The organism is Anaerofustis sp. (assembly GCF_019420015.1).
In the GTDB taxonomy this organism is placed as follows: domain Bacteria; phylum Bacillota; class Clostridia; order Eubacteriales; family Anaerofustaceae; genus Anaerofustis.
Genome location: NZ_JAHZIA010000008.1, coordinates 279,782 through 303,887 on the forward strand (window position 1 = coordinate 279,782; position 24,106 = coordinate 303,887).

Below are 24,106 nucleotides of genomic sequence, written 5' to 3' on the forward strand. Positions count from 1 at the left end.
TTATATATCCGTTGTAAAGTATTTTATTATTTTATTGAGTTTTTCTTCTTTTATTCCACATTCTTTTAAATAGGTTTTATATGTACCGTAAGTATTGATTATATAATCATATACACTTTCCATGTATATTGATTTTGAAAGAAATACTTTTGATTTTCCTCTTTGATATGCATTCATAAAGTCTTTGTTTTCTCACATATATGTATGGGATACTTCATAGTTTGCCTTTATATCACTTCTGCTTACTTTACAAAGTCCGAGCAATATGGAAGCAACCAGTCCCGTTCTGTCTTTGCCGGCAGTACAATGAAATAAAAAATTTCCGTTTATATTATCTGCTATGTATTCTACGATACCTTTTATTATGTGCTTACTTTCTATACGCTTTATGTATCCTTCCTGCATATTGAAATTTTTTTCTTCTTTTGTTATGTCTGCAACCATATCTTCTATACTAAGCGGAATATTGTAATAAGTTATTCCTTCAATGTCTTTTAATTTGTTTGGCATGGCTTCTGCTTCTTCTTGGCTTCGCAAATCAAGGACGTCTTTTACTCCGTAACTTATAAGAAAATCAATATCTTTCTTTGTAATATAAGAAAGTCCGGATGATCTTATGAATTTATGGTATTTTGTGATTTTACCTTTGCCCAAATCACAGTAATATCCTCCGAGGTCTCGTACATTATTTGTTCCTTCAAGAGGCAGTTCGCCTGAAAAATGTATTTTACTTATATCCATTGTTTTTCCTCTCTTTAAAAGTATTTTATCATAAAAATATTTTGTAAAATATAATTTTTAATTTTTTTATATTTTATTATTTTTAAGTTGTATTTAAAATCATAAGTTTCTATGCTTATTTAAGCACAAAATATCAAAATTCAAAATAAATTATATATTTTAAAACTAATATAGTGAAAACAGTCAATAAATGATATAATAAACCGTAAATTTTAAAAAAGGAAAAAATCAAATGAATAAATTATCTTCAAAAAATAAAGGTGTATTTTTTATTATTTTATCGGCATTTTGTTTTGCCATGATGAATGTACTTGTCCGCATGGCAGGGGATTTACCATTCATACAAAAAAGTTTTTTTAGAAATTTCGTTGCATTCTTCTTCGCTTTAATATTAATGTATAAACAAGGAATAAAGCTTCAAATACCAAAAGGAGCAAAATTCGATCTGATTTTACGAGCGACTTTTGGAACAATAGGAATATTTTGCAACTTTTATGCAATAGATCATATGCTTGTAAGTGATGCTTCAATGTTAAATAAGCTTTCTCCTTTTTTTGTAATTATTTTTTCTTACTTTATATTAAGTGAAAAAATCAAACCCTTTCAAGGATTCTGCGTCGCACTTGCTTTTTTTGGAACATTATTCGTAATAAAACCGGGATTCACAGGAATGCCAATTATGCCTGCAATAATAGGTATTTTGGGAGGCATGTGTGCGGGAGCCGCCTATACCTATGTCAGAAAGCTGGGTACAAAAGGAGTAAAAGGACCTTTTATCGTATTTTTCTTTTCTTTGTTTTCGTGCATGGTATCCTTGCCTTTTTTGATAATACAATATGTACCGATGAGTTTATATCAATTCCTAATACTGATGCTGACGGGACTAGCCGCATCAGGAGGTCAATTTTTTATAACTGCCGCATATACTCATGCTCCTGCAAGCGAAATATCAATATACGATTATTCGCAAATTATATTTGCAACATTGCTCTCATTTATCTTCCTGGGGCAGATTCCGGATTTATACAGCTTTGTAGGTTATACAATAATATGTATTGCATCAATAATAATGTTTTTATATAACAACAATAAAATTTTAAATAAAAAAGAGGTTAATTAAAAACCTCTTTTTAATTATAAATACTTATGAGTATCAACAATGTACTGACTATTATAAGCATAACACTTCCCATAACAATAATAATTTTATTAGCTGTATCTTCCTTTTTAAATATAAACTTTAATATTTTATAAATACCCATACCCAAAATACCGCCAAATACATTATATATAATATCAGTAACATCACTTGCTCCTATAGCAAAAATATACTGAAAAGCTTCAAATGAAAAACTTACAATAAAAAATAGAATAAAACTATTTTTAAACTTTAATGAAGGTTTGTATATTTTAACAATAAGTCCAAAAGGAATAAACAATATTATATTACCAAAAACATCTAACTGGTTGTAAACCCCTTTAAATAAATCATTAAACGGTATCATATTGATACTTTGCGAAAAATATCGTCCTTGTTCAAACAGACCAACCAAAGTAACATATTTAAATAAAATCTGACTTATCAAAAAATAAATATAAAATAACGTTATCGAAAAAAGTAATATATTCCATATATTTAATTTTTTATTCATTATCATATCTCCTTTATAAATAAAATATATCATGAATTTTTAAATAATATATTCATTTATTATTAAGAGTTTATTAAGGTATAAATAAACATACATAAAATAAACTTATAAAAAGATATAAGCATAATATACCCTTGAAAATAATTATAAAATATATTACAGAAATTATATTTAACGACACAACTTTTAATTTAACAAACTTGCATATATGATTTATATCATTGTATATTTCACCAGAACACTGACATAAAGAGGTAGCTCAACAAAACAGGACAGAACTGCAATTGCAACTATGTTAGTTAAACCCCATATAATATTAATCGTATTAGATACAATATTTATGTGTTTATCCTTCTTTTTAAAGAAGTCTGAATTTACATTGACTGGAGCAATTTTATATGTGGTTAGAGAAATATTGTTTATTCCTTATATATTATTTGTAATACCAAGCTTGATACTTGAACCTATCAAATACAGCAAATAAAAAAGATAAATAAATTATTAAATAACGGAAAAATAAATAAAAAAGACCTATATGGTCTTTTTTATTTATTTTTCCCATTTAAAACAAAATGAAATTCAGCCTCGTCACTTAATATATTACCGTAATAATGGAGCTTTAATCCTTTGTCTTTCTTAGGTTCTTCAAATACTATAGTTCCCTTTACGCTTCCTCCAGGCTTTAACTCTCCGTCACTAAGTGCCGTATCACTGTCAATAATAGCCAAAGATTCTTCTGAAATTTGTCCTTCGGAATTTTCCATTTTCCAATCAAAAGTACTATATGGTATATTTTCTTCTGATTTGTTTTCTATTTTTAAAGTTACCACAACATATTCGTACCCCTTTTTAGGTTGATCAAAATCATCTCCATTTGATTTTTCTACCTTTGTTAATGTGTAATCAACATCATCAAAAGTGGCCGTTTCACCGACATTAAAAGAAACTTTTTTATGTTCTTCTTCTCCGCATCCAGACAAAAAACACACTCCTATCAATACTACCAAAAATACCGACAAAAATTTTTTCATAATTTCCCCTAAGCCTCCTTCAAAAAAGTTCTTATCAGCTAATTAAAAGTTATGTAAACCTTTAACATTATTTAACTATATTATAACATTACTATGTGGCAGAAATCCAGTTTTTCACATAAATATTTTAATAACTGATTAGTAACTAAAACTTAACAAAAAAAGACCTTATTAAAGGTCTTTTTCAATTAGATTATTCAACTTCAAATTCTTTGTATATTTGTTTTAAAGCTTCTTTTGCTTTATCTTTTTCAATCACACATGATATTTTAACTTCGCTTGTAGAAATCATTTGAATATTTACGCCTTTTTCGTATAAAGCTTTAAAAACCCTACTTGCAACTTGTGTGCTTGCAACCATTCCAGAACCGATAACAGAAAGCTTTGCTACCCCTTTATCATAAAGTACTTTTGTAGCCCCTACTTCAATGGCAAAATCACTGGTTATTTTAAACGCTTTTTCAAATTCATCTGTAGGTACCGTAAATGTAATATCATTTACCTGACTTCTGTTAACATTCTGTGTTATACTTTCAATCTTAATTCCTTCGTTAGCTATATTGCTAAATAAATTAAAAGCAATACCCGGTTTATCGGGAACTTCCATTACTGATATTTTTGCAATATCTTCATCAACTGTTATGGCCTTTATTATACTATCATCTTTTCTCATAGTGTCTACCTTCTCCTATACTTATTATAATATATCCTCAATTATTCTTGCGTAAAATACATCTTCGGTAACATGTGATAATCTATCACAAAGATTACTCATAAATTCACCGGTCATTTCGTTTGTGAACAAGAAGATTTTTCCGTCTTCATAAGACAAATTTATGTTATCTATATTTCTGTAAATTATATCTACAGCTTTTGCAAATTCTGTTTCGCTGTTTACAGAAACTCTGAGATAAAATTTATTTTTATATCTTTCGATACCGCAGCTTTTATATTCATTTTCAAATTTCAAATGAGTATAGTCATGGACAGATTTTGTAAGAACCTTTATTACATCCGCCACAACTGCATTTGCAGTAGCTTCTTTGCCGGCTCCTCTGCCTAAAAACGATAATTGTCCAATTATATTACCGTTAATGTTTATTACGTTATATTCGTCATTTACATTACTCGTAACCAAATCTTTACCTATAAGAACAGGAGTAACGCTTGCACCGAATGTATCATCTTCATAAAGCTCACTCTCTGCCATATATTTAAATACATAACCAAACTCGTCTGCCACTTTAATATCGGCCAAAGATATATTCCTTACTGTTCTGGTATATACATCGTCATTATCTATATATGCACCGTAACAAAGGGATGAAAGTATTGTAAGCTTTCTAGATATATCGAAGCCGTCTACATCAGCAGTTGGATCTGCTTCTGCAAATCCCATATCTTGAGCGATTTTTAATACATCATCAAAATCCATTTCATCCTTTGTCATTTTAGAAAGAATAAAATTTGTTGTACCGTTTAAAATACCTTGGACTTTGTTGATTTTATTAATCTTTATAGTATCGATAATGGATTCTATAATAGGAATTCCACCTCCTACCGAAGCTTCGAAAAGAAGAGTAACACCGTTTTCTTTTGCAATATTCAAAAGTTCTTCCATATGTTTAGATATAATCTCTTTATTTGCGGTTACAACATCCTTCTTCTTTTCTAAAGCAGTCTTTATAGCCGGATACTCTTGATCATAGCTACCCATTACTGCAACAATAAGAGATATTTCTTCATCATTTAAAATTTCATCTACATCACTCGTAAGTAACTCGTTTGGAATACCTTCTCTCTCTTTTGAGGTATCTCTTACCAGGATTTTTTTTATTGTGTAATCATCCTGTTCAAAGAAGTTTCCTTTTTTTTCGTTTATTATTTCATATACGCCTGTACCTACGGTTCCACATCCTAATAATCCTATTTTAGACATTTATTTTCTCCTATTTATGTTTAGCGTTTATATATGTACTAAAATCTACGACTCAAAAAAGCCGTAGATTTTAAATTATTATTTATATTTCTTCGGTTGTATCTTCTGTATCAAAAGACATTGAATCCTCATTCAAGTCATCTTCTTCTATGTCGTGAACCGTTAAATTTTCATCCATACCAAAAGAATTCTCACTATTTGTATCGTTCAATTCATCCAATATTTCTTTTAAAAGATCATCATCGTCTTTATTTTTAACAAGCTCAAGATCATACTTTTTAATACCGGTACCTGCAGGAATCAATTTACCAAGAATAATATTTTCTTTAAGACCTAGTAAAGGATCGACTTTACCTTGGATAGCAGCATCCGTAAGAACTTTTGTTGTTTCTTGGAATGAAGCAGCAGATAAGAACGAAGATGTTGAAAGTGATGCTTTCGTAATACCAAGAAGTTTTCTTACTCCACTCGCCTCTTCTTTACCTTCTTTTCTTGCTTTTTCATTTGCATTTTCAAATTCAAAAATATCAACGCTTGTTCCAGGAAGAAGATCTGTTTCTCCAGAATCCGTAACCTCATATTTTCTAAGCATTTGTCTTATTATAATTTCAACATGCTTATCCGAAATATGAACCCCTTGATATCTGTATACCTTTTGTACTTCAGTTAAGATATATTTCTGAACTCCGTCCACACCTTTAATTCTAAGAAGATCTTCAGGATAAATACTACCTTCGGTGATTTCATCTCCGGCAGCGATTTTATCTGATTGTCTTACTTTTACTCTTGCTCCGTAAGGTATATCATATTCGAAAACTTCGCCGTTTTCATTATTCATTACTATAACCTTGCTGTGGCCGTCTTCTTCTGTAATTTCTACTACACCGTCAATATCTGATATTATCGCTTGACCTTTTGGTCTTCTAGCTTCAAATAGCTCTTCAATTCTAGGAAGACCTTGAGTAATATCTTCTGCAGAAGCAACACCACCGGTATGGAATGTACGCATTGTAAGCTGAGTACCCGGTTCCCCAATAGACTGTGCGGCAATAGTTCCTACAGCCTCACCAACACTTACAGTCTTCATGCTGGTTAAATCCACACCGTAACACTTAGCACAAACACCTATTTTACTCTTACAGTTAAATACCGCTCTGATATTTACTTTTTCAATACCGCTGTCTACTATTGTTTTCGCTTTATCAGAAGTGATTAGTTCGTTTTTATTTACGATTACTTCTCCTGTACTAGGATTTATTACATCTTCAAAAGCATATCTTCCGCTAATTCTTTCTTCAAGGTCTTCAATGATATCATTACCAACTTTAATAGCAGTAACTTCATAACCTTGTTCGGTTCCGCAATCCTCTTCTTTAATTATCTGATCTTGACTTACATCAACAAGTCTTCTCGTCAAATAACCAGAATCGGCTGTTCTAAGAGCAGTATCCGCAAGACCTTTTCTTGCACCGTGAGAAGAAATAAAGAATTCAAGTACATCAAGTCCTTCACGGAAGTTTGAACGTATAGGAAGTTCAATAATATCCCCACTAGGAGATGCCATAAGCCCCCTCATTCCGGCAAGCTGTCTGATTTGGTTTCTGCTACCTCTGGCTCCTGAGTCAGCCATCATATTGATTGGATTGAATGGGTCAAGATTATCAAGTAACGCATTTGTTACAAGATTTGTGGTTTCATTCCAAATATCAATAACTTCTCTTTTTCTTTCTGCCTCGGTAATCATACCTCTTTTGTATTTTTTAAGTACTTTTTCTACTTTTTCATCCGCTTCATCAAGCAATTGATGCTTAACATCAGGAACTTCCATATCAGAAATACTTACAGTTACGGCAGCTTTAGTAGAATAAGTAAAGCCCATTTTCTTTATGTCATCAAGAACCATAGATGTCTTTGCGGCACCATGTCTTGTAAAACATTTATATACAATCTCAGACAATACTTTCTTGTCAACGACTTTATCAATTTCAAGTTTAAACATATCCGCAGGAGTTTCTCTTACGACAAAGCCTAAATCTTGAGGAATAATTTGGTTAAATAAAAATCTTCCGACAGTAGATTCCACAACTTTTACATGTTCTTTACCGTCGATTATTTTCTTCATTCTGACTTTTACGTTTGCATGAAGTTCAACTTCTTTATTGTAATATGCCATTTCAAGTTCAGAAATTGAAGAAAATGCTTTTCCTTCACCTTTTTGATTATCTTGTGTGATGGTCAAATAATAAGATCCCAAAATCATATCCTGAGTAGGCGAAACTACAGGAGAGCCGTCTTGCGGTTTTAATATATTATAAGCGGCAAGCATTAAAAATCTCGCTTCTGCCTGTGCTTCAACACTTAAAGGAACATGAACTGCCATTTGGTCACCGTCAAAGTCCGCATTAAATGCAGTACAAACAAGAGGATGAAGTTTAATCGCTCTGCCTTCAACCAAAATCGGTTCAAATGCTTGAATACCAAGTCTATGAAGAGTAGGTGCACGGTTAAGCAAAACCGGATGATCTTTGATTACATCATCAAGAACATCCCAAACTTCAGGACTTTGTCTTTCAACCATTCTTTTAGCTGATTTTATATTCAAAGAATGCTTTCTTTTTACAAGCTCTCTCATTATAAACGGTTTAAATAGCTCTATCGCCATTTCTTTAGGCAAACCACATTGATACATTTTAAGTTCAGGTCCTACTACGATAACAGAACGTCCCGAATAGTCAACCCTTTTACCAAGTAAGTTTTGTCTAAATCTACCTTGCTTACCTTTAAGCATATCAGAAAGAGAACGAAGAGGTCTGTTTCCAGGTCCGGTTACAGGTCTTCCCCTTCTTCCATTGTCTATTAAAGCATCTACTGCTTCTTGAAGCATTCTTTTTTCGTTTTGAACAATAATATCAGGAGCATTAAGTTCAAGTAATCTCTTAAGTCTGTTATTTCTGTTAATAACTCTTCTGTATAAATCGTTCAAATCACTTGTAGCATATCTTCCGCCGTCAAGCATAACCATAGGTCTGAGTTCCGGTGGAATTACAGGAATAACTTCAAGAACCATATCTTGAGGGTTATTGTTAGAATTTTTAAAATCTTCTACAATTTTTAACTTCTTTATTGCTTTTGTTTTCTTTTGTCTGGTAGTTTCCGTAGCTATAATTTGCTTTAACTCTTTGCTCTCTTTTTCAAGATCCACTTGCCCAAGCAAATCTTGTACAGCTTCGGCACCTATTTTGGCTGTAAACTCATTTCCATAAATTTGTCTGTATTCTTTATATTCGGTTTCGGTTAACACGGTCTTTTCGTCAAGAGGTGTATTGCCCGGATCCGTAACAACATAAGCAGCAAAATAAATAATTCTTTCAAGCTCTTTAGGTGACATTTCAAGAAGTAGACCTATTCTGCTAGGAATACCTTTAAAATACCAGATATGTGTAACAGGGGCAGCCAAAGCTATATGCCCCATTCTTTCTCTTCTTACTTTTGATTTTGTAAGTTCAACACCGCATCTGTCACAAATTACGCCTTTATATCTTATTTGTTTGTATTTTCCACAGTAACATTCATAATCCTTGGTCGGTCCGAATATTTTTTCACAGAATAAACCATCTTTTTCGGGTTTAGAGGTTCTGTAGTTTATAGTTTCGGGTTTTTTAACTTCACCATATGACCAGTCAAGAATTTTTTCTTTAGATGCCAGACCTATTTGAATTGATTTAAAATCAATATCACCCATATTTGTATTTTCTTTTTTATCTATATTTACATCGTTAAATTCTTTCAAGGAATGTACCTCCCAAATATATTTTCCTTTATAAGTAATTTATTTTATAAAAATTCTTCATCTTCGATATCATCTTCATCAGAACTTAAAATATCACTATCAAGGAAATCTAAATCTTCGCTGTTGATGTTCTCTTTTGATTCTGCAAAGGCATTATCATTCATTTCATCAAATACAACTTCGTCTTCCAAAACTTCACTGAACTGTGTATCTGCACCGTCTTCGACTTGTTCTAAATCAGTAACCAAATCAGAATCAACATCATCCCTTATTTCGATGATTTCATTTCTTTCGCCAAGAACATTTACATCCAAACATAAGCTTTGGAATTCTTTAATGAGAACTTTGAATGACTCAGGAACACCCGCTTTAGGGATATTTTCTCCTTTAATAATAGATTCATAAGTCTTAACCCTACCCGAAACGTCGTCACTCTTAACGGTAAGTATTTCTTGTAGTGTATGAGCAGCTCCGTATGCTTCAAGCGCCCAAACTTCCATTTCCCCGAATCTCTGACCGCCCATTTGAGCCTTACCTCCAAGAGGCTGTTGTGTAACAAGAGAGTAAGGACCGGTTGCTCTGGCATGCATTTTCTCATCAACTATATGATGTAATCTTAACATGTACATGTACCCTACGGTTACTCTGTTATCAAAAGGCTCTCCTGTTCTTCCGTCGTAAAGTTGTACCTTTCCGTCAGGGTCACATCCTGCCTGTTCAAGAAGTTCCATAATATCTTCTTCTTTTGCACCGTCAAATACAGGTGTTGCAATATTCCATCCAAGCTCTTTACAAGCTCTTCCAAGATGAACTTCAAGAACCTGCCCTATATTCATACGAGACGGTACCCCCATAGGTGAAAGAAGTATTTCAAGAGGAGTTCCGTCAGGTAAAAACGGCATATCTTCTTCAGGAACAACTCGGCTTATAACACCTTTGTTACCATGACGTCCGGCCATTTTATCTCCGACTTGGATTTTTCTTTTTATTGCAATATAAACTCTTACAAGTTTATTTACATTCGGCTTTAATTCATCACCGTTTTCTTTTGTATATACTTTAACGTCTACTACGACACCTTTTTCCCCATGAGGAACTTTAAGCGAAGTATCTCTTACTTCTCTTGCTTTTTCACCGAAAATAGCACGTAATAGTTTTTCTTCCGCAGTAGGATCACTTTCTCCTTTCGGAGTAACCTTTCCTACAAGTATATCGTCAGATTTTACTTCCGCACCTACTCTTATAACCCCTCTCTCGTCAAGGTTTCTCAGTGCGTCTTCTCCGACATTAGGAATATCTCTCGTAATTTCTTCGCTTCCGAGTTTCGTTTCTTTTGCTTCACAGTCAAATTCTTCTATATGAATTGATGTAAGAGCATCTTCTTTTACAAGTTTTTCATTTATTATAATCGCATCTTCGTAGTTATAACCTTCCCAAGTCATAAATCCGATTAATATATTTCTACCAAGTGATAAATCCCCATTTTCTGTCGATGGTCCATCGGCAATAACTTCGCCTTTTTTAACTCTGTCGCCAAGTTTAACAATAGGAATTTGATTAATACAGGTATTTTGGTTTGTTCTCTTATATTTAAGTAATTTATATTTTACATTTTGTTTTGTATCATCATCGGTGATGATAATTTCCGTAGCAGTAACCCTTTTAACAACTCCGTCAACTTCACTTACCACACAAACACCACTGTCTTTTGCAGCTCTGTGTTCTATCCCTGTGGCAACCATAGGAGCCTGAGGTTTTAGAAGCGGAACAGCCTGACGCTGCATGTTCGCACCCATTAAGGCTCTGTTAGCATCGTCATTTTCAAGGAAAGGAATCATACTTGTAGCAACAGAAACGATTTGTTTAGGAGAAATATCCATATAATCAACTTTTTCTTTTTCTACCGTAACGAAATCTCTTTCCACACCTGCTCTACCGGTTACCTTCTTATGCTTAAATGTACCGTCATCCATCAAAGGCTCATTGGCTTGAGCTATTGTGTACTTACCTTCTTCATCAGCAGGGATATATTCAATATCTCCTGTTACTCTGCCGTCAACTACTTTTCTGTAAGGAGTTTCTATAAAGCCATATTTGTTTACTCTCGAATACGTAGCAAGTGAACCGATAAGACCGATATTAGGACCTTCAGGGGTTTCAATAGGACAAACCCTTCCGTAATGAGAATGGTGAACGTCTCTTACTTCAAATCCGGCTCTGTCTCTTGATAACCCGCCTGGACCAAGGGCAGAATATCTTCTCTTATGTGTAAGCTCTCCGAGTGGGTTCGTTTGATCCATAAATTGCGATAGCTGAGAAGAACCGAAAAATTCTTTCAAAGCCGCATTCACGGGCTTAACATTAACAAGACTTGAAGGAGTTACTTCTTCCGGATCGAAAGAAATCATTCTTTCTTTTACGGTTCTTTCTAGTCTTGACAATCCGATTCTGAATTGGTTTTGCAACAATTCACCGACAGAACGTATTCTTCTGTTTCCTAAATGGTCAATATCATCAAGAGTTCCTATACCGTGGTCAAATCCGAGATTATAACTTATTGATGCATAAATATCTTCAACGGTAATATGTTTTGGAAGAAGCTCACTCATTCTGAGCTTTATCTGTTCCTTTTTCTCTTCATTTGAAATTTCTGATTCCAAAATTTCATTTAAAACTTTAAAGTTAACCATTTCGTCTATATTAAGGTCACTTACGTCAAAAGGAAGTTCATATTTATTAATATCAACAACTCCGTTACCTATAACCTTAAAGCCTTTATCTTCAGAAACTTTAACCTCAACAGTATTAATACCGCTGTTTTGAATTTCCCATGCAGTTTTTTCATCTATAATTTCATCTTTGTTTACCAATATTTCGCCCGTTAGAGGGTTAACTATATCTTTAAATGCATATTGTCCAGTAATTCTTGTAGCCAGTGCTAATTTTTTATTTAATTTAAATCTTCCGACCATCATAAGGTCATATCTTCTTTGGTCAAAGAACATAGGGATAAATAAACCCTTTGCCGAATCGACACTTTCGGGTTCTCCCGGTCTTAATTTTTTATATATTTCAATAAGACCTTCATCTACATTTGTTGAAGAGTCTTTTTCAAATGTTGTCATTAATCTTTTTTCTTCACCGAAAAAGTCAATAATTTCTTCATTTGTACCAAGTCCCAAAGCTCTTATCAAAACTGTTATAGGAACTTTTTTGGTTCTGTCTACCCTTGCGTACAAACAATCGCTTGCATCGCTTTCATATTCAAGCCATGCACCTCTGTTAGGGATAATTTGTCCGTTATATAATTCTTTACCGTATTTATCTCTTTCTACCGAGAAATATGCTCCCGGAGAACGGATAAGCTGGCTTACGATAACCCTTTCGGCTCCATTTATAATAAATGTACCGGTCTTTGTCATAAGAGGGAAGTCCGCCATAAAAACATGCTGTTCCCTTACATCTTTTATTTCGCCGTCTTCTTTTACAACAAGTCTAACTTTCACTTTTAAAGAAGCAGAATAATTCGTTTTTCTTTCTTTACATTCTTCAACTTCATATTTAGGGGTATCGTCCAAGATGTAATCAACAAATTCAAGTATAAGATTTTCACTTGGATCGCTGATTGGGAATACATCTAAAAAGGCTTCTCTTAACCCTTCTTCGATAAACCACTTGTATGAGTCTGTCTGAATAGAAATCAAATTAGGCATTTCCATAACATCTTTGATTTTGGAAAAACTCATTCTTTCTCTTCTACCAATTTTCTCTGGATGAATCACTGTACCACTCTCCTTAATTTTAAACATGAAAAACACAGCAAAATTATCTTATTTCAAATAAAAGATTCACTCAATTTGCTGTTATTTCCTCCGTCCTAAACTGCATAAAATCAACACAAATTTTAGGCTTGTTTTGTATTTTCAGTAATTTAATATTTTAGCAAAAGAACACAAATAAGTCAAGGGTAACAAAAGAAAAATATCAATTTTTTTCCAATTTTATCGCCCTTTTTCAGCTCTTTTAACTTATATTATCTTTTTTTATTTTATCATAAAATTACAAGTTATTTTAATAAAAATTTTATAATACACTAAATTTTTATTAATTGAGCAAATATTTATGAAAAAAATGACTGTTATGATATAATTTTTTATAATCAATTATTATTTTAAATAAAAAAACAGCAAAGAGGATAGAATTTTGGCAAAAGACAAAAAAATATTCGTCTGCAGTGAATGTGGATATGAAAGCCCTAAATATTGGGGAAAATGCCCGGACTGCGGGAAATGGAATACTTTCAGCGAATTTTCAAAAAAAGAACTGGATATCGTAAACAACAATGCAAACATTGTTACACCAAAAGTAAAAAAGTTAAACGACATCAGTGCCGACGATGACATAAGATTTTCAACATCTATAAGCGAATTGGACAGAGTATTGGGCGGAGGAATAGTAGCATCAAGTCTGGTTTTGGTAGGAGGAGAACCGGGAATAGGTAAATCCACCCTTTTAATGCAAACCGCATACAATATTTCTCTTACCAATAGAAAAGTCCTTTATGCATCAAGTGAAGAAAGTCTGACACAGTTAAAATTAAGATTGGACAGATTGAAGCTTAAAGACGGTAACATAATGGTACTATCCAATACAAATATAGAGCAAATAATCGAAAGCGCAAAAGAAAACAAAGTAGATTTACTAATCATAGACTCAATACAAACAGTAAGAAGTACAGATATACAAAGCGCCCCGGGAACGATAACCCAAGTAAGAGAATGTACAAACTTACTTATGAACTTTGCAAAGGCAAGCAATACCAGTGTATTTTTGGTGGGTCACATAAACAAACAAGGAACATTGGCAGGTCCTAAAACCATTGAGCATATGGTGGATACGGTCATGTATTTCGAAAACGAAACAAATTCAAATCTAAGGATATTGAGACTAAGCAAAAACAGATTTGGCTCAAGTGAAGAAATAGGCGTATTTGAAATGACTAAACGTGGGTTGGAATGTGTAATCAACCCTTCAAAACTCCTCCTTGAAGACAGAGAAAACAGAAGTTACGGAAGCACTATATGCGCGGCAATGGAAGGAAACAGAAGTATGCTCATAGAAATACAAGCTCTTGCAACAGATTCTTCTTTCCAAGTCCCAAGGAGAGTTTCGACCGGGTTTGAATACAACAGATTTGTTTTGATTTTAGCTGTAATAGAAAAGATGACAAATATAAAACTTCATTCTACAGACGTGTACCTTAACGTTGTAGGAGGAGTTAAAATAAAAGAAACAGCAAGCGATTTGGCTGTAGCCTGTGCTATTGTATCTTCCGTATTAAAAAAAGAGATAAGAAGAGATACATTAATTATCGGAGAAGTCGGATTATGCGGAGAAATACGAAATGTAAGTAATATATATAAAAGAATAAAAGATGCAAAATCCATGGGCTTTACAAGAGCTATCATTCCTTTTTCAGCTTCATCAGACGAAGAACTAAAAAATATTGATATCGAAATAGTAAAAGTAAGTACCCTAAAACAAACTATATTTAACCTATTCAACAAGTAGAACAAAACATGTCAACCTTGATAGTGATATTAGTTGACATATTTTGTTCTTTTATTATATCATATTTTCAAAACAAAAAAGGAGAAAAAAATATGAAAACAAAAGACTTAATTTTATGTGCATTATCAGCAGTTTTTATGGCTATATGTTCATGGACATCAATTCCGACATCAATACCTTTCACAATGCAAACTTTTGCCGTTTTTTTTATTATATTTGTACTCGGCGCAAAAAAAGCAGCTATATCCATAACGGTTTATATCCTTATGGGAGCAATAGGAATCCCGGTATTTTCAGGATTTACCTCCGGAATGGGAATATTATTCGGCAGTACCGGAGGATATATAATCGGTTTTTTATTAAGCGCATTATTTCTGTCAATAACAAAATTCATTTATAAAAAAAGCAGCATAAAAACACTGATATTTTCGTTTATATCCTTATTTATATGTTATACCGCAGGAACATTATGGTTTTACCTCGTATACACATCATCAACGGGAACCATAACATATTCGGGTATACTCGCCATGTGTGTAGTACCTTTTATTATTCCCGATACAATAAAAATACTTCTTGCCTTCTACGTATCAAAAATCATAAAAAGCAGGATTTACGATGATTAATCTTAGACCTCACCATATTCTCTGTACTCTGTTTTTTGAAGAAAAAGGCTATAATGAAGAATTCATATATAACATGAAAACAGTTATAAAAAATCTTAAACAGAATCCATATATAAAGCTCACTAAAAACGAAGATATAATATGCAAGAAATGCCCGAATAATGAAAATGGTATCGGTTGTATCAACAACGAAAAAGTACAAAGTTATGATAAAAAAATACTGGATATTTTAAACCTTAACACAAAAGAATCTTACAAATACAGTTCCATACAAAATTTAATTATAGAAAAGATTATATTTCCCGGGAAAAGAAAACAAATATGTAAGGATTGTGAATGGAAATATATATGTAATAAAAAAGAAAAGAATTTAATACATACCTTTACTAAAACATATAATACTCAGTAAACAAAATAAAAAATAAATATAATTGAACTTACCTATTAAGAGAAAATATGGATGCAATAATCGTAACTTATTCTGACTTAACAGGTAAGTATTAATAGTAGATAAAACATATTATTTCTAACACAAAATTTTACATCTTTATCAAAGTATATAATTTGTTTATAAATAAATCTTATATTTTTTCAAACTCTTTTTTATATTCCGCCTTATATTTCAGATACCAAGGTATATACATAAAAAACCATACAATTATCACCAAAACAACTACAGAGGGTATATAAAAACTCCAAAGGAGACACGGGAGCCGGTATATTTAAAAACATAAAATTTGTACTCCACAACTTATTTAAGAAGTATATAGGTACAGCCAAAACACCTATAAATACCCCAACATGAATCAGCTCTTTATAATTAGGTTTGAGTCTTCCGCTGTAAAGCAGCATAGCTACAAAAACCACTAGCCATGTATGAATGGTAAAAGAGTTTATATTAGAAAAATGAAACATTGGATAATTTGTCCAATCCGGAAATATTAACGCCGCGAGAGCTCCGGGCAAAGAAAGAGCATATAAATACTCTCCGTTTAATTTACCGGGCTTGAAAGCGTACAAAAATGTTATAAATATCGATATTCCGCACAAATGAAAGGGTAAATGCTCAAGAGTAAATGTTCCCGCAATATAATGGAATATATCTTTTAATATTTCTTGAATAACAATCAAAACCGCAAAAAACTTCAATATTTTATTCTGCACATTAAAATCTGTTTTTTTAAAGATTCTACACATACACAAAATAAAAATAAATATGCTAAAAAGCCATATTAAATGCTCTTTTGAAAAAATACTCCAAAGAAGTGATTTAGGTATCAATTCAGGATTAGAAAAAAAATAATCAAATGTCAAAACATACACCTCTCATAAAATATTATTTAAGTTATTATATAATAAAAAAAATATTATAAAATACAACAAAAAATTACAAATAAAAAAGCTTTGGATAACTCCAAAGCTTAATACATCAAATCATTTTCTCAAACTCTTCTTCCGAGATAATATCTATACCCAGCGCCTTTGCTTTTTCTTCCTTAATTCCCGCATTTTCCCCTGCCAACACATATGTTGTGTTTTTGCTTACGGAAGAAGAAACTTTACCGCCGTAATTTTCTATTATTTTTTTTGCTTCACTTCTTTTATATTTAGATAACGTTCCGGTTAAAACAAAGGTCATATTCTCAAACTTCAAATCTTCATTTTCTTCATTGATATACTCCATATTTAATCCTACAGATTTAAGTTTATTTATCAATTCTATTTTTTTCGGATTATTGAAGAAATTTACTATCTCAGTTGCCATTTTATCTCCTATCTCATTAATGGAAACTATATCATCATAAGAAGCATTAATAAGATTATCCATATTCTTAAATTTTTTGGCAAGAAGTTTTGCACCTTGCTTTCCCACTAAATTTATTGATAGTGCAAATAATAAATCTTCAAGAGAATTCTCTTTTGATTTTTCAATTGCATTCAGCATATTTTGAACGGATTTTTCACCCATTTTTTCAAGATTTTCAATATCCTTGCGTTTATTTTTAAGATTATAAATATCACTTATATCATTTATCAAATCCGCTTCGATTAAACTCTCCAATACCTTTTCACCTAAAGTATCTATATTCATGGCGTCTCTGGATGCAAAATGGATAATCTCTCTGGAAATTTTGGCCGAGCAGTCTATATTTATACATTTTACGGCACTATTCCCTTCATTCCTTACGACCTTATGGTTGCACACAGGACACACCTTAGGCATTTCAAACAACTTCTCACTGCCATCTCTGTCACCTTTAACGGAACTAACAACCTGAGGAATAATTTCTCCCGCTTTCTTTACGACCACACTATCCCCAATCCTTATATCATTATCCTTTATATAATCTTCGTTGTGCAATGTAGCCCTGCTTACAAAAGACCCATCTATCCTTACACCGTCAAGTATGGCAACAGGTGTTAAAGTTCCTGTTCTGCCGACGTTAACAATAATATCTTTAAGTTTTGTTATGACTTTGGTCTCGCTAAACTTATAAGCGATTGCCCATCTTGGATTTTTATTTGTAGCACCCAAAATCTCTCTTTGTTCCAAATTGTCTAATTTTATTACCGCACCGTCTATTTCATACGGCATACTTTTTCGCATATATTCTTTTTTTTCAAGCTCTTCAAAAATAGCTTGCATATTATCAAAGATTTTGTATTCACTGACTTTGAATCCGAGTTTTTTCAGATAATCCAAGCTTTCGCTATGAGAAGAAAAAGACATATTATCAATATGTTCTAACTGAAAGATAAAACAATCTAAATTTCTTTTTGCCGCAATTTTCGAATCAAGTTGTCTTATTGATCCCGCAGCCATATTTCTGGGGTTTGCAAAAAGGCTCAATCCGTCTTTTTCTCTCTCTTTATTTATTCTTTCAAAGTTATCCTTGTATATTAAAACCTCTCCTCTTACGGTTAAATTTACTTTTTCTTTAAGCTTTAAAGGAATAGTTTTAATTGTCTTAACATTAAGTGTTACATCTTCACCGGTCTGTCCATCCCCTCTTGTAGCTCCTGTTGTCAATATACCGTCTTTATAAGTAAGAACAATTGTCAACCCGTCAAATTTATTTTCAAGAGTATATTTTGGATTTTCAATCTCTTTTTTTATTCTCTCATCAAAATCTTTAAGCTCATCATAAGAAAAAGCATTAGCTAAGCTAAGCTGCTTATACTCATGCTTTACCTTATTAAAGACATCAAGAGCCTTTCCCCCTACTCTGTCCGTAGGGGAATATTCTTTTTTAAATTGAGGATATTTTTCTTCAAGCTCTGTAAGCTTCCTAAGCATCATGTCATACTCATAATCTGATATATCCGGATTATCCTCTTCATAATATTTTCTATTATGCTCTAAAAGTTTATCGGTTAATTTCTCTATCTCTATTTTTATATCTTCCATTGTTTACCTTCTAAAAAATATGAAGTTTATTACAAAGACTATCAGGCTCGTGACCTTTTATATAATACCTTATTTCTTTATTTTCTTTGTCACATTTTTCCTTATTAAACAGCATACCGCTTGATGAATCAACATTCACCTTTACAACCTGCCTGTCTTCATATTTATCAATCTGATCTTCCGGAACAGAAATAGTTTCAACTTCCAATCTTGTAAAATATTCTCTGTCCGCAACATCTATATTATCTTTTACCACCAATAAATTTTTATACTCAACATTCTCCGTTGAAGATGAAGTTCCTTCACCTACATTTGCTATTTTACCGAAATCATCTATTTCATCCGTATTATTTACATATCTTGAATAAAACGAAGCTACTCCGGATGAAGATATTCCATATAGTATCTTATTTGAAGGTGTTCCCACCCATATACTTGTGGCAAGATTTCCTGTAACCCCACAGAACCAAAAGTCCTTATTATCATGAGTTGTTCCTGTTTTACCGAATGTTTCGTATTGTGTTCTGGCAAGGGTTCCTGTTCCGTAATTAACAACGCCTTTCATACATTCCACGATAGCTTCATTTGCTTCGCTGGTTCTTATTCTTTCAGATTCTGCAGGCTTTCTTTCGTAAAGAACCTTTCCTTCTTTTGTTGTTATTTTTTCAACAAAATAATAAGGATATTTTTCTCCGTCATTCGCAAAAGCAGAATAAGCATTTGCAAGCTCTAAAGGTTTTAATCCATAGGTAAGCCCTCCAAGAGCGAAAGCATAGTTGTTATCATTGTATACAGGGTCATCTTCCACATCAACCAAAGTGGTAAACCCAAAGTCTTTAACAGCTTCGTATCCCGCAAGATTACCGTCTTCATTTACCCCAAGCTCTTCATAAAGTCTCAAACAAGCAGTATTCAAAGAATTCGTAATCGCTTTTTGTATTGTTACTCTTCCGTAATATTTATTACCGTAATTTCTAGGAGAATATCCGTATAAATTTATAGGACCATCCTGTACGGTAGAATATATTGTTTTATCCGGAAGTTCCAAATATTTTGACACATACAGTGGTTTTATTGTACTTCCTGGCTGTCTTGCTGTGTTAGCCATATCAATTGCCGAAGATCCGCCGTAATAAGCCACAACTTTACCGTTAGACCCATCAACAGTGGTAAACGCAAGATCCGCACTGTCGGTAATTCCATAAGCAGACATAAATTCTTTAACGCTCTTGATACCTGAAGTTTGAAGACTCATATTAAGAGAACAATAAATTTTAAGCCCGTCCTGATTAATCATTTGTTCAACTTTAGCCTGAGCATTTTTCTTACTCATCTGATTTTTATCCGTAAAACTATTTACCAAAACGTTTTGAGCTTCGCTTAGAACCCTTTGTGAATATGCACCGCATCCTTCTCTTATTCTTCCGTTAAAGTTTTTCTGAGAATCAGATTTTTTAATTGAGATTTTCTTTGCTTTTGCGGCCTCATTTTCTTCATGGGTTATATATCTGCATTCTTCCATCGAATCAAGAACTTCTTCTTTTCTTGCCTTCGACTGTTTATATCCGGATTTCGTTGTAGGGTTATACACTGTCGGAGCCTGAGGAATCCCCGCTAAAAGAGCGCACTCTTCCAAAGTCAAATCTTTTACATGCTTACCGAAAAATCTTTTGGAAGCTTCTTCTACTCCGTACGTTCCCTGCCCCATAAAAACATCGTTTAAATATATTTCAACAATTTCTTCTTTGCTGTATTTCTGTTCTAGTTTAACTGCCAATAAAATCTCTTTTATTTTTCTGGTATAAGTTCTCTCGTCCGAAAGGAATAATCTTCTTGCAACTTGCTGCGTAATAGTAGAAGCACCTTCGTGTATACCATCACCTTTTAAGTTTACGACAATCGCTCTGAAAATCCCTTTAAGGTCGAATCCATGATGTTGATAGAATCTTCTGTCTTCTATTGCAACAACGGCATTTACAAGATCATCTGGCATATCTTCTATTGAAACTAAAGTTCTGTTTTCATCATATATTTCTCCAACCAGTTGCTTATCCTCAGTAAGTATTTGCGTTTTAAGCTTTGGAGAATATGTATACCCTGATATATCAGGTAAAGTAAGGGAAATATACATAAATACCGTAGCACCGGCTAAAATGATACCTATTAACAATACACCGATAATTTTAGTTAATGTTTTTTTCAAAATAGTACCTTCCATTTATAAAATAATTTTTATATATTTTAAATACATTATAGTAAAATTTACAAAATAATTGTTTTTTTTAATTTATAATAATCATAATATAAAAAATGTAAAAAAAGAGGCTTTTCATGAATATTTCATTAAAATTTAATAAATTTCAAATATTTACTGTATTTATTATTATAACCTTAATAATATTACCATGTTTTCCGTCTTTAGTAAATGGAAAGGAAGAAAAAAACCTCACTAAAATAATGGGAGAAAATTACGAATGTTCGGCAAATCAGATGTACTTGTATTTAATAAAAAACAATGATCCGAAAGGGAATAATCCCATATCAAAAAAATACGCAAAAAGCTTCGTAAAAACAACCATAAAAGAGGCAAAAAAAGAGGGCGTGAGAGCAGATATAACTTTTTGTGTAATGATGCACGAAACCGGATATCTTAATTTTAAAGGAGACGTAAAAAAAGAACAGAATAATTTTGCAGGTCTTGGAACTACGGGAGGAGGAGTAAAAGGAGCAAGCTTTAAAACAATGGAAATAGGAATACGGGCGGTTGTGCAACATTTAAAATGTTACGCATCAACCGAACCTCTAAACCAAAAATGTGTAGATCCGAGGTGGAACAATACTTTAAGAAATAAAGCAAAGTACGTCGAATACTTGGGGTATGCAGACAATCCATATAAAAAAGGATGGGCATATCCGGGAAAGGGATACGGTAAAAAGGTTTTAAAACATCTTGAAAATGTAAAAAAAATAAACAATAAAGATGCAGAAGAAATAGAAGAAAGAAGCAATAAAATTTTATTTAAAAGAAAAAATCCTGATACATTTATCAACAAATCTTTATCAATAAGCTTTAATATACTGACAATATATTTACTTTTGTTAATCTTTTATAAAATAAACAAAGCCGATAAAAAAACAACAAAATACATAACTAAAAGAACAAGAAATAAAAGATAACAAAAAAGAGTCATATAATATGACTCTTTTTTATTTTACAACCATAGTAAAACCAAGGGTACCGCTTCCAAGATGAGCTCCTACCGTAGGTCCTATATTGTATATAAGATCTTCATCTATTTTTTCCCCATTAGATACAAGCCTTCTTATAAGCTCTTCGCAATTTTCTTTTTCATTGGAATATGTGAAATAAACAGGATAAGAATCATCTCTGTCAAAGCTTTGATAAATTTTTATTATTTTTTTATAAGCTCTGGCTTTTCCAAGGGCTTTATCTTTCATATAAAGTTTCCCGTGTTCATCTATACTTATTATTGGTTTCATATTTACGGCTTCTCCGATTGTGGCCTGTGCTTTTGTGAGTCTGCCGCCTCTGTGTAAATATTCCAAAGTATCAACTATTATTACAGAACGCAATTTCTTTGTAAGATTATAAATGTTTTCGTATATTCTTTTTGCACTCTCGCCTTCATCTCTAAGTTTCACGGCAGTATCAACAAGCAACCTTACCCCGGTTATTGCATGAACGCTGTCAATTATATAAATATTTTCATATTCTGATATTTGCTTTGCAATATTGGCACTTTGCACGGTCCCGCTTAAGCCGCTTGAAAGCAATATAACTATCAACTCATCTCCATTTGCTTTAGCTTCATTAAAGTGCTCCAAAAATTCTCTCGGAGCAGGCTGTGCCGTTTTGGGGAATTCTTGACTATGAAAAAGTTTATTGTAAAAATCATCCTTACTTAAATTGATTCCATCCAAAAAATGTTCTTCCCCAAAAGAAACCGATATAGGAATCAATGATATATCCTTTTCTTTCAATTCTGCCGATTCATAGTCAGCAGAAGAATCAGTTAGTATTTTTATGCTCATATTTACCTCCATTTAATAACTCAACATCTCTGGTTATTTCATAAAAAATATTTATCGCCGATTTTGCTTTTTCTTTCCCCAATACATTTACAAGGCGTTTTATATGCTCTAAAACAATTCTGTATTCCTTTTGATAAACTTTTAATCCATTTTCACTGAGAGAAATAAAAACCAAACGTCTATCTTCGTTAATTTTATTTTTTAGTATTATATTTTTTCTTTCCATCCCATTAATTACTTTATTAACTTGCGATTTTAACATATTAGTTTTTGAACATATATCTTTTATCGGCAAACCGAGAATATTCCCATTTAAATTTTTTTCTTTATAAAGAATATGGCATATAAGACCTTCATTGAAAGACATATTTATCATATATCTATTATTTTTAAGCACTGTTGAGAAATTAATCCACGCATCTAAAAAATTTTCAGCTAAAAAGCTCATAAACCCTCCCGATTTAGTTCACAAAGTAAACAATTGTTTTTCATTATATTAAAAATAATATTTTTTGTCAAATATAAATAATCTTTATATCAATTATCAATAAAGTAAAAAATATAACAATTACATTTATCCTACATTTTAAAATACAACTTATACATAAAAAATAACGTATAGCATAAATTGAATTTATATCAAATTACAACTATACGTTAATTACATTTTAACTAATATAAATGAATAAATAAAAATACTAATATTCGTCATATGAACCATATTCAAATTCATAATCATCGTCATAGTTTATATCTTTTTTTACAGGAACTTCTTTTTTCCTTTTAATATTGTTTATAGATTTTGAAACCAATCCACTGCTTTTTTTCTTCTCAGGTTTTGCTCTTCTAGTTCCCGGTTCAGGATAATCTTCATCAACACTTGCTTTTATTTGCTGTGTTAAAGACATATCCGCCTTTTCAAAATGCAAAGCTTCTCCGTCTTCATCTTCAATATCCAAAAAAGAACCGTAATCATTATTGATATTATTATCTTTCAAAGAATCATACCCATTTTCTTTTGAAAGCTCGGTATAATCTTTATCATATTTCAATTCTTCTCTTATCTTTCCTATAGGAGAAGTATCTTCTTCTTCATAATATATCTCTTCTTCTAATAAATCTTTATTGTATTTTGTAAAGAAGAACAGTCCTGCAAAAACAATTAACCCCACGAGAATAAAAAATACATTTGCAAGAATGTATAAAACACCGCTGACCAACATTGTAACAGCTAAAGGGACCAATACTTTAAGGATAAAATCCTTCTCAAAAATATCTTTCATTTACTTCATCT

At 32.2% G+C, this 24,106-nt stretch carries 17 protein-coding genes and 1 pseudogene; 5 read left to right on the top strand and 13 right to left on the bottom strand.

The annotated features are described in order from the left end of the window. A pseudogene (locus QZ357_RS02830) lies at positions 1-741 on the bottom strand (tyrosine-protein phosphatase). A 232-nt stretch (positions 742-973) separates the two neighbouring features. Between QZ357_RS02830 and QZ357_RS02835 the strand changes: the two are divergent. Beyond that, positions 974-1,861 (top strand): DMT family transporter, encoded by an 888-nt coding sequence (locus tag QZ357_RS02835; RefSeq protein WP_290771561.1) that lies wholly within the window; start codon positions 974-976, stop codon positions 1,859-1,861. 10 nt (positions 1,862-1,871) lie between these two features. Here the strand turns inward: QZ357_RS02835 and QZ357_RS02840 are convergent, their stop codons facing one another. The 6 genes from QZ357_RS02840 to QZ357_RS02865 all read right to left on the bottom strand — a co-directional run bounded on the left by QZ357_RS02840 (position 1,872) and on the right by QZ357_RS02865 (position 12,935). Next, positions 1,872-2,393 carry a VanZ family protein gene (locus tag QZ357_RS02840; RefSeq protein ID WP_290771563.1) on the bottom strand — a complete coding sequence of 174 codons (522 nt, stop codon included), beginning with the start codon at positions 2,391-2,393 and terminating at the stop codon, positions 1,872-1,874. Between the two features lie 545 nt (positions 2,394-2,938). Then, on the bottom strand, positions 2,939-3,424 hold the full coding sequence (locus QZ357_RS02845) for a DUF4352 domain-containing protein (RefSeq protein ID WP_290771565.1): 486 nt from the start codon (positions 3,422-3,424) through the stop codon (positions 2,939-2,941). A 193-nt stretch (positions 3,425-3,617) separates the two neighbouring features. Further along, the gene (locus QZ357_RS02850) at positions 3,618-4,097 is read right to left on the bottom strand and encodes an ACT domain-containing protein (protein ID WP_138269356.1); all 480 of its coding nucleotides are present in this window, start codon (positions 4,095-4,097) and stop codon (positions 3,618-3,620) included. A gap of 24 nt (positions 4,098-4,121) precedes the next feature. Continuing rightward, entirely contained in the window at positions 4,122-5,363 is a 1,242-nt protein-coding gene (locus tag QZ357_RS02855) for a homoserine dehydrogenase (protein ID WP_290771569.1), read from the bottom strand. A gap of 82 nt (positions 5,364-5,445) precedes the next feature. Continuing rightward, entirely contained in the window at positions 5,446-9,105 is a 3,660-nt protein-coding gene (gene rpoC, locus QZ357_RS02860; protein WP_290771652.1) for a DNA-directed RNA polymerase subunit beta', read from the bottom strand. A 92-nt stretch (positions 9,106-9,197) separates the two neighbouring features. Further along, complete coding sequence (locus QZ357_RS02865; protein ID WP_290771571.1) at positions 9,198-12,935, bottom strand: DNA-directed RNA polymerase subunit beta; 3,738 nt, start codon at positions 12,933-12,935, stop codon at positions 9,198-9,200. 421 nt (positions 12,936-13,356) lie between these two features. On the opposite strand from QZ357_RS02865, the gene radA reads away from it, so the two are divergent. The 3 genes from radA to QZ357_RS02880 all read left to right on the top strand — a co-directional run bounded on the left by radA (position 13,357) and on the right by QZ357_RS02880 (position 15,759). Further along, positions 13,357-14,724 carry a DNA repair protein RadA gene (gene radA, locus QZ357_RS02870; RefSeq protein WP_290771573.1) on the top strand — a complete coding sequence of 456 codons (1,368 nt, stop codon included), beginning with the start codon at positions 13,357-13,359 and terminating at the stop codon, positions 14,722-14,724. Between the two features lie 92 nt (positions 14,725-14,816). Further along, the gene (locus tag QZ357_RS02875) at positions 14,817-15,350 is read left to right on the top strand and encodes a biotin transporter BioY (protein WP_290771575.1); all 534 of its coding nucleotides are present in this window, start codon (positions 14,817-14,819) and stop codon (positions 15,348-15,350) included. Further along, entirely contained in the window at positions 15,343-15,759 is a 417-nt protein-coding gene (locus tag QZ357_RS02880; protein ID WP_290771577.1) for a DUF1284 domain-containing protein, read from the top strand. The genes QZ357_RS02875 and QZ357_RS02880 overlap by 8 nt, the downstream gene beginning before the upstream one ends. 206 nt (positions 15,760-15,965) lie before the next feature. Here QZ357_RS02880 and QZ357_RS02885 read toward each other — a convergent pair whose 3' ends face one another. The 3 genes from QZ357_RS02885 to QZ357_RS02895 all read right to left on the bottom strand — a co-directional run bounded on the left by QZ357_RS02885 (position 15,966) and on the right by QZ357_RS02895 (position 20,962). Then, on the bottom strand, positions 15,966-16,514 hold the full coding sequence (locus tag QZ357_RS02885) for a YwaF family protein (protein ID WP_366934110.1): 549 nt from the start codon (positions 16,512-16,514) through the stop codon (positions 15,966-15,968). A 265-nt stretch (positions 16,515-16,779) separates the two neighbouring features. Continuing rightward, on the bottom strand, positions 16,780-18,759 hold the full coding sequence (ligA, locus tag QZ357_RS02890; RefSeq protein WP_290771579.1) for an NAD-dependent DNA ligase LigA: 1,980 nt from the start codon (positions 18,757-18,759) through the stop codon (positions 16,780-16,782). 10 nt (positions 18,760-18,769) lie between these two features. Further along, positions 18,770-20,962, bottom strand: coding sequence for a transglycosylase domain-containing protein (locus tag QZ357_RS02895; protein ID WP_290771581.1), 2,193 nt, complete (start codon positions 20,960-20,962; stop codon positions 18,770-18,772). Between the two features lie 128 nt (positions 20,963-21,090). Between QZ357_RS02895 and QZ357_RS02900 the strand changes: the two genes are divergently transcribed. Next, positions 21,091-21,936, top strand: coding sequence for a glucosaminidase domain-containing protein (locus QZ357_RS02900; RefSeq protein ID WP_290771583.1), 846 nt, complete (start codon positions 21,091-21,093; stop codon positions 21,934-21,936). Between the two features lie 30 nt (positions 21,937-21,966). On the opposite strand, the gene QZ357_RS02905 is transcribed toward QZ357_RS02900, so the two are convergent. From QZ357_RS02905 to QZ357_RS02915, 3 genes are all read right to left on the bottom strand, one after another. Then, on the bottom strand, positions 21,967-22,812 hold the full coding sequence (locus tag QZ357_RS02905) for a DegV family protein (protein ID WP_290771585.1): 846 nt from the start codon (positions 22,810-22,812) through the stop codon (positions 21,967-21,969). Continuing rightward, on the bottom strand, positions 22,790-23,260 hold the full coding sequence (locus QZ357_RS02910; RefSeq protein WP_290771587.1) for a hypothetical protein: 471 nt from the start codon (positions 23,258-23,260) through the stop codon (positions 22,790-22,792). Before QZ357_RS02910 ends, QZ357_RS02905 begins: the two co-directional genes overlap by 23 nt. A gap of 250 nt (positions 23,261-23,510) precedes the next feature. Further along, positions 23,511-24,095 (bottom strand): hypothetical protein, encoded by a 585-nt coding sequence (locus QZ357_RS02915; RefSeq protein WP_290771589.1) that lies wholly within the window; start codon positions 24,093-24,095, stop codon positions 23,511-23,513. Positions 24,096-24,106 lie beyond the last annotated feature (11 nt).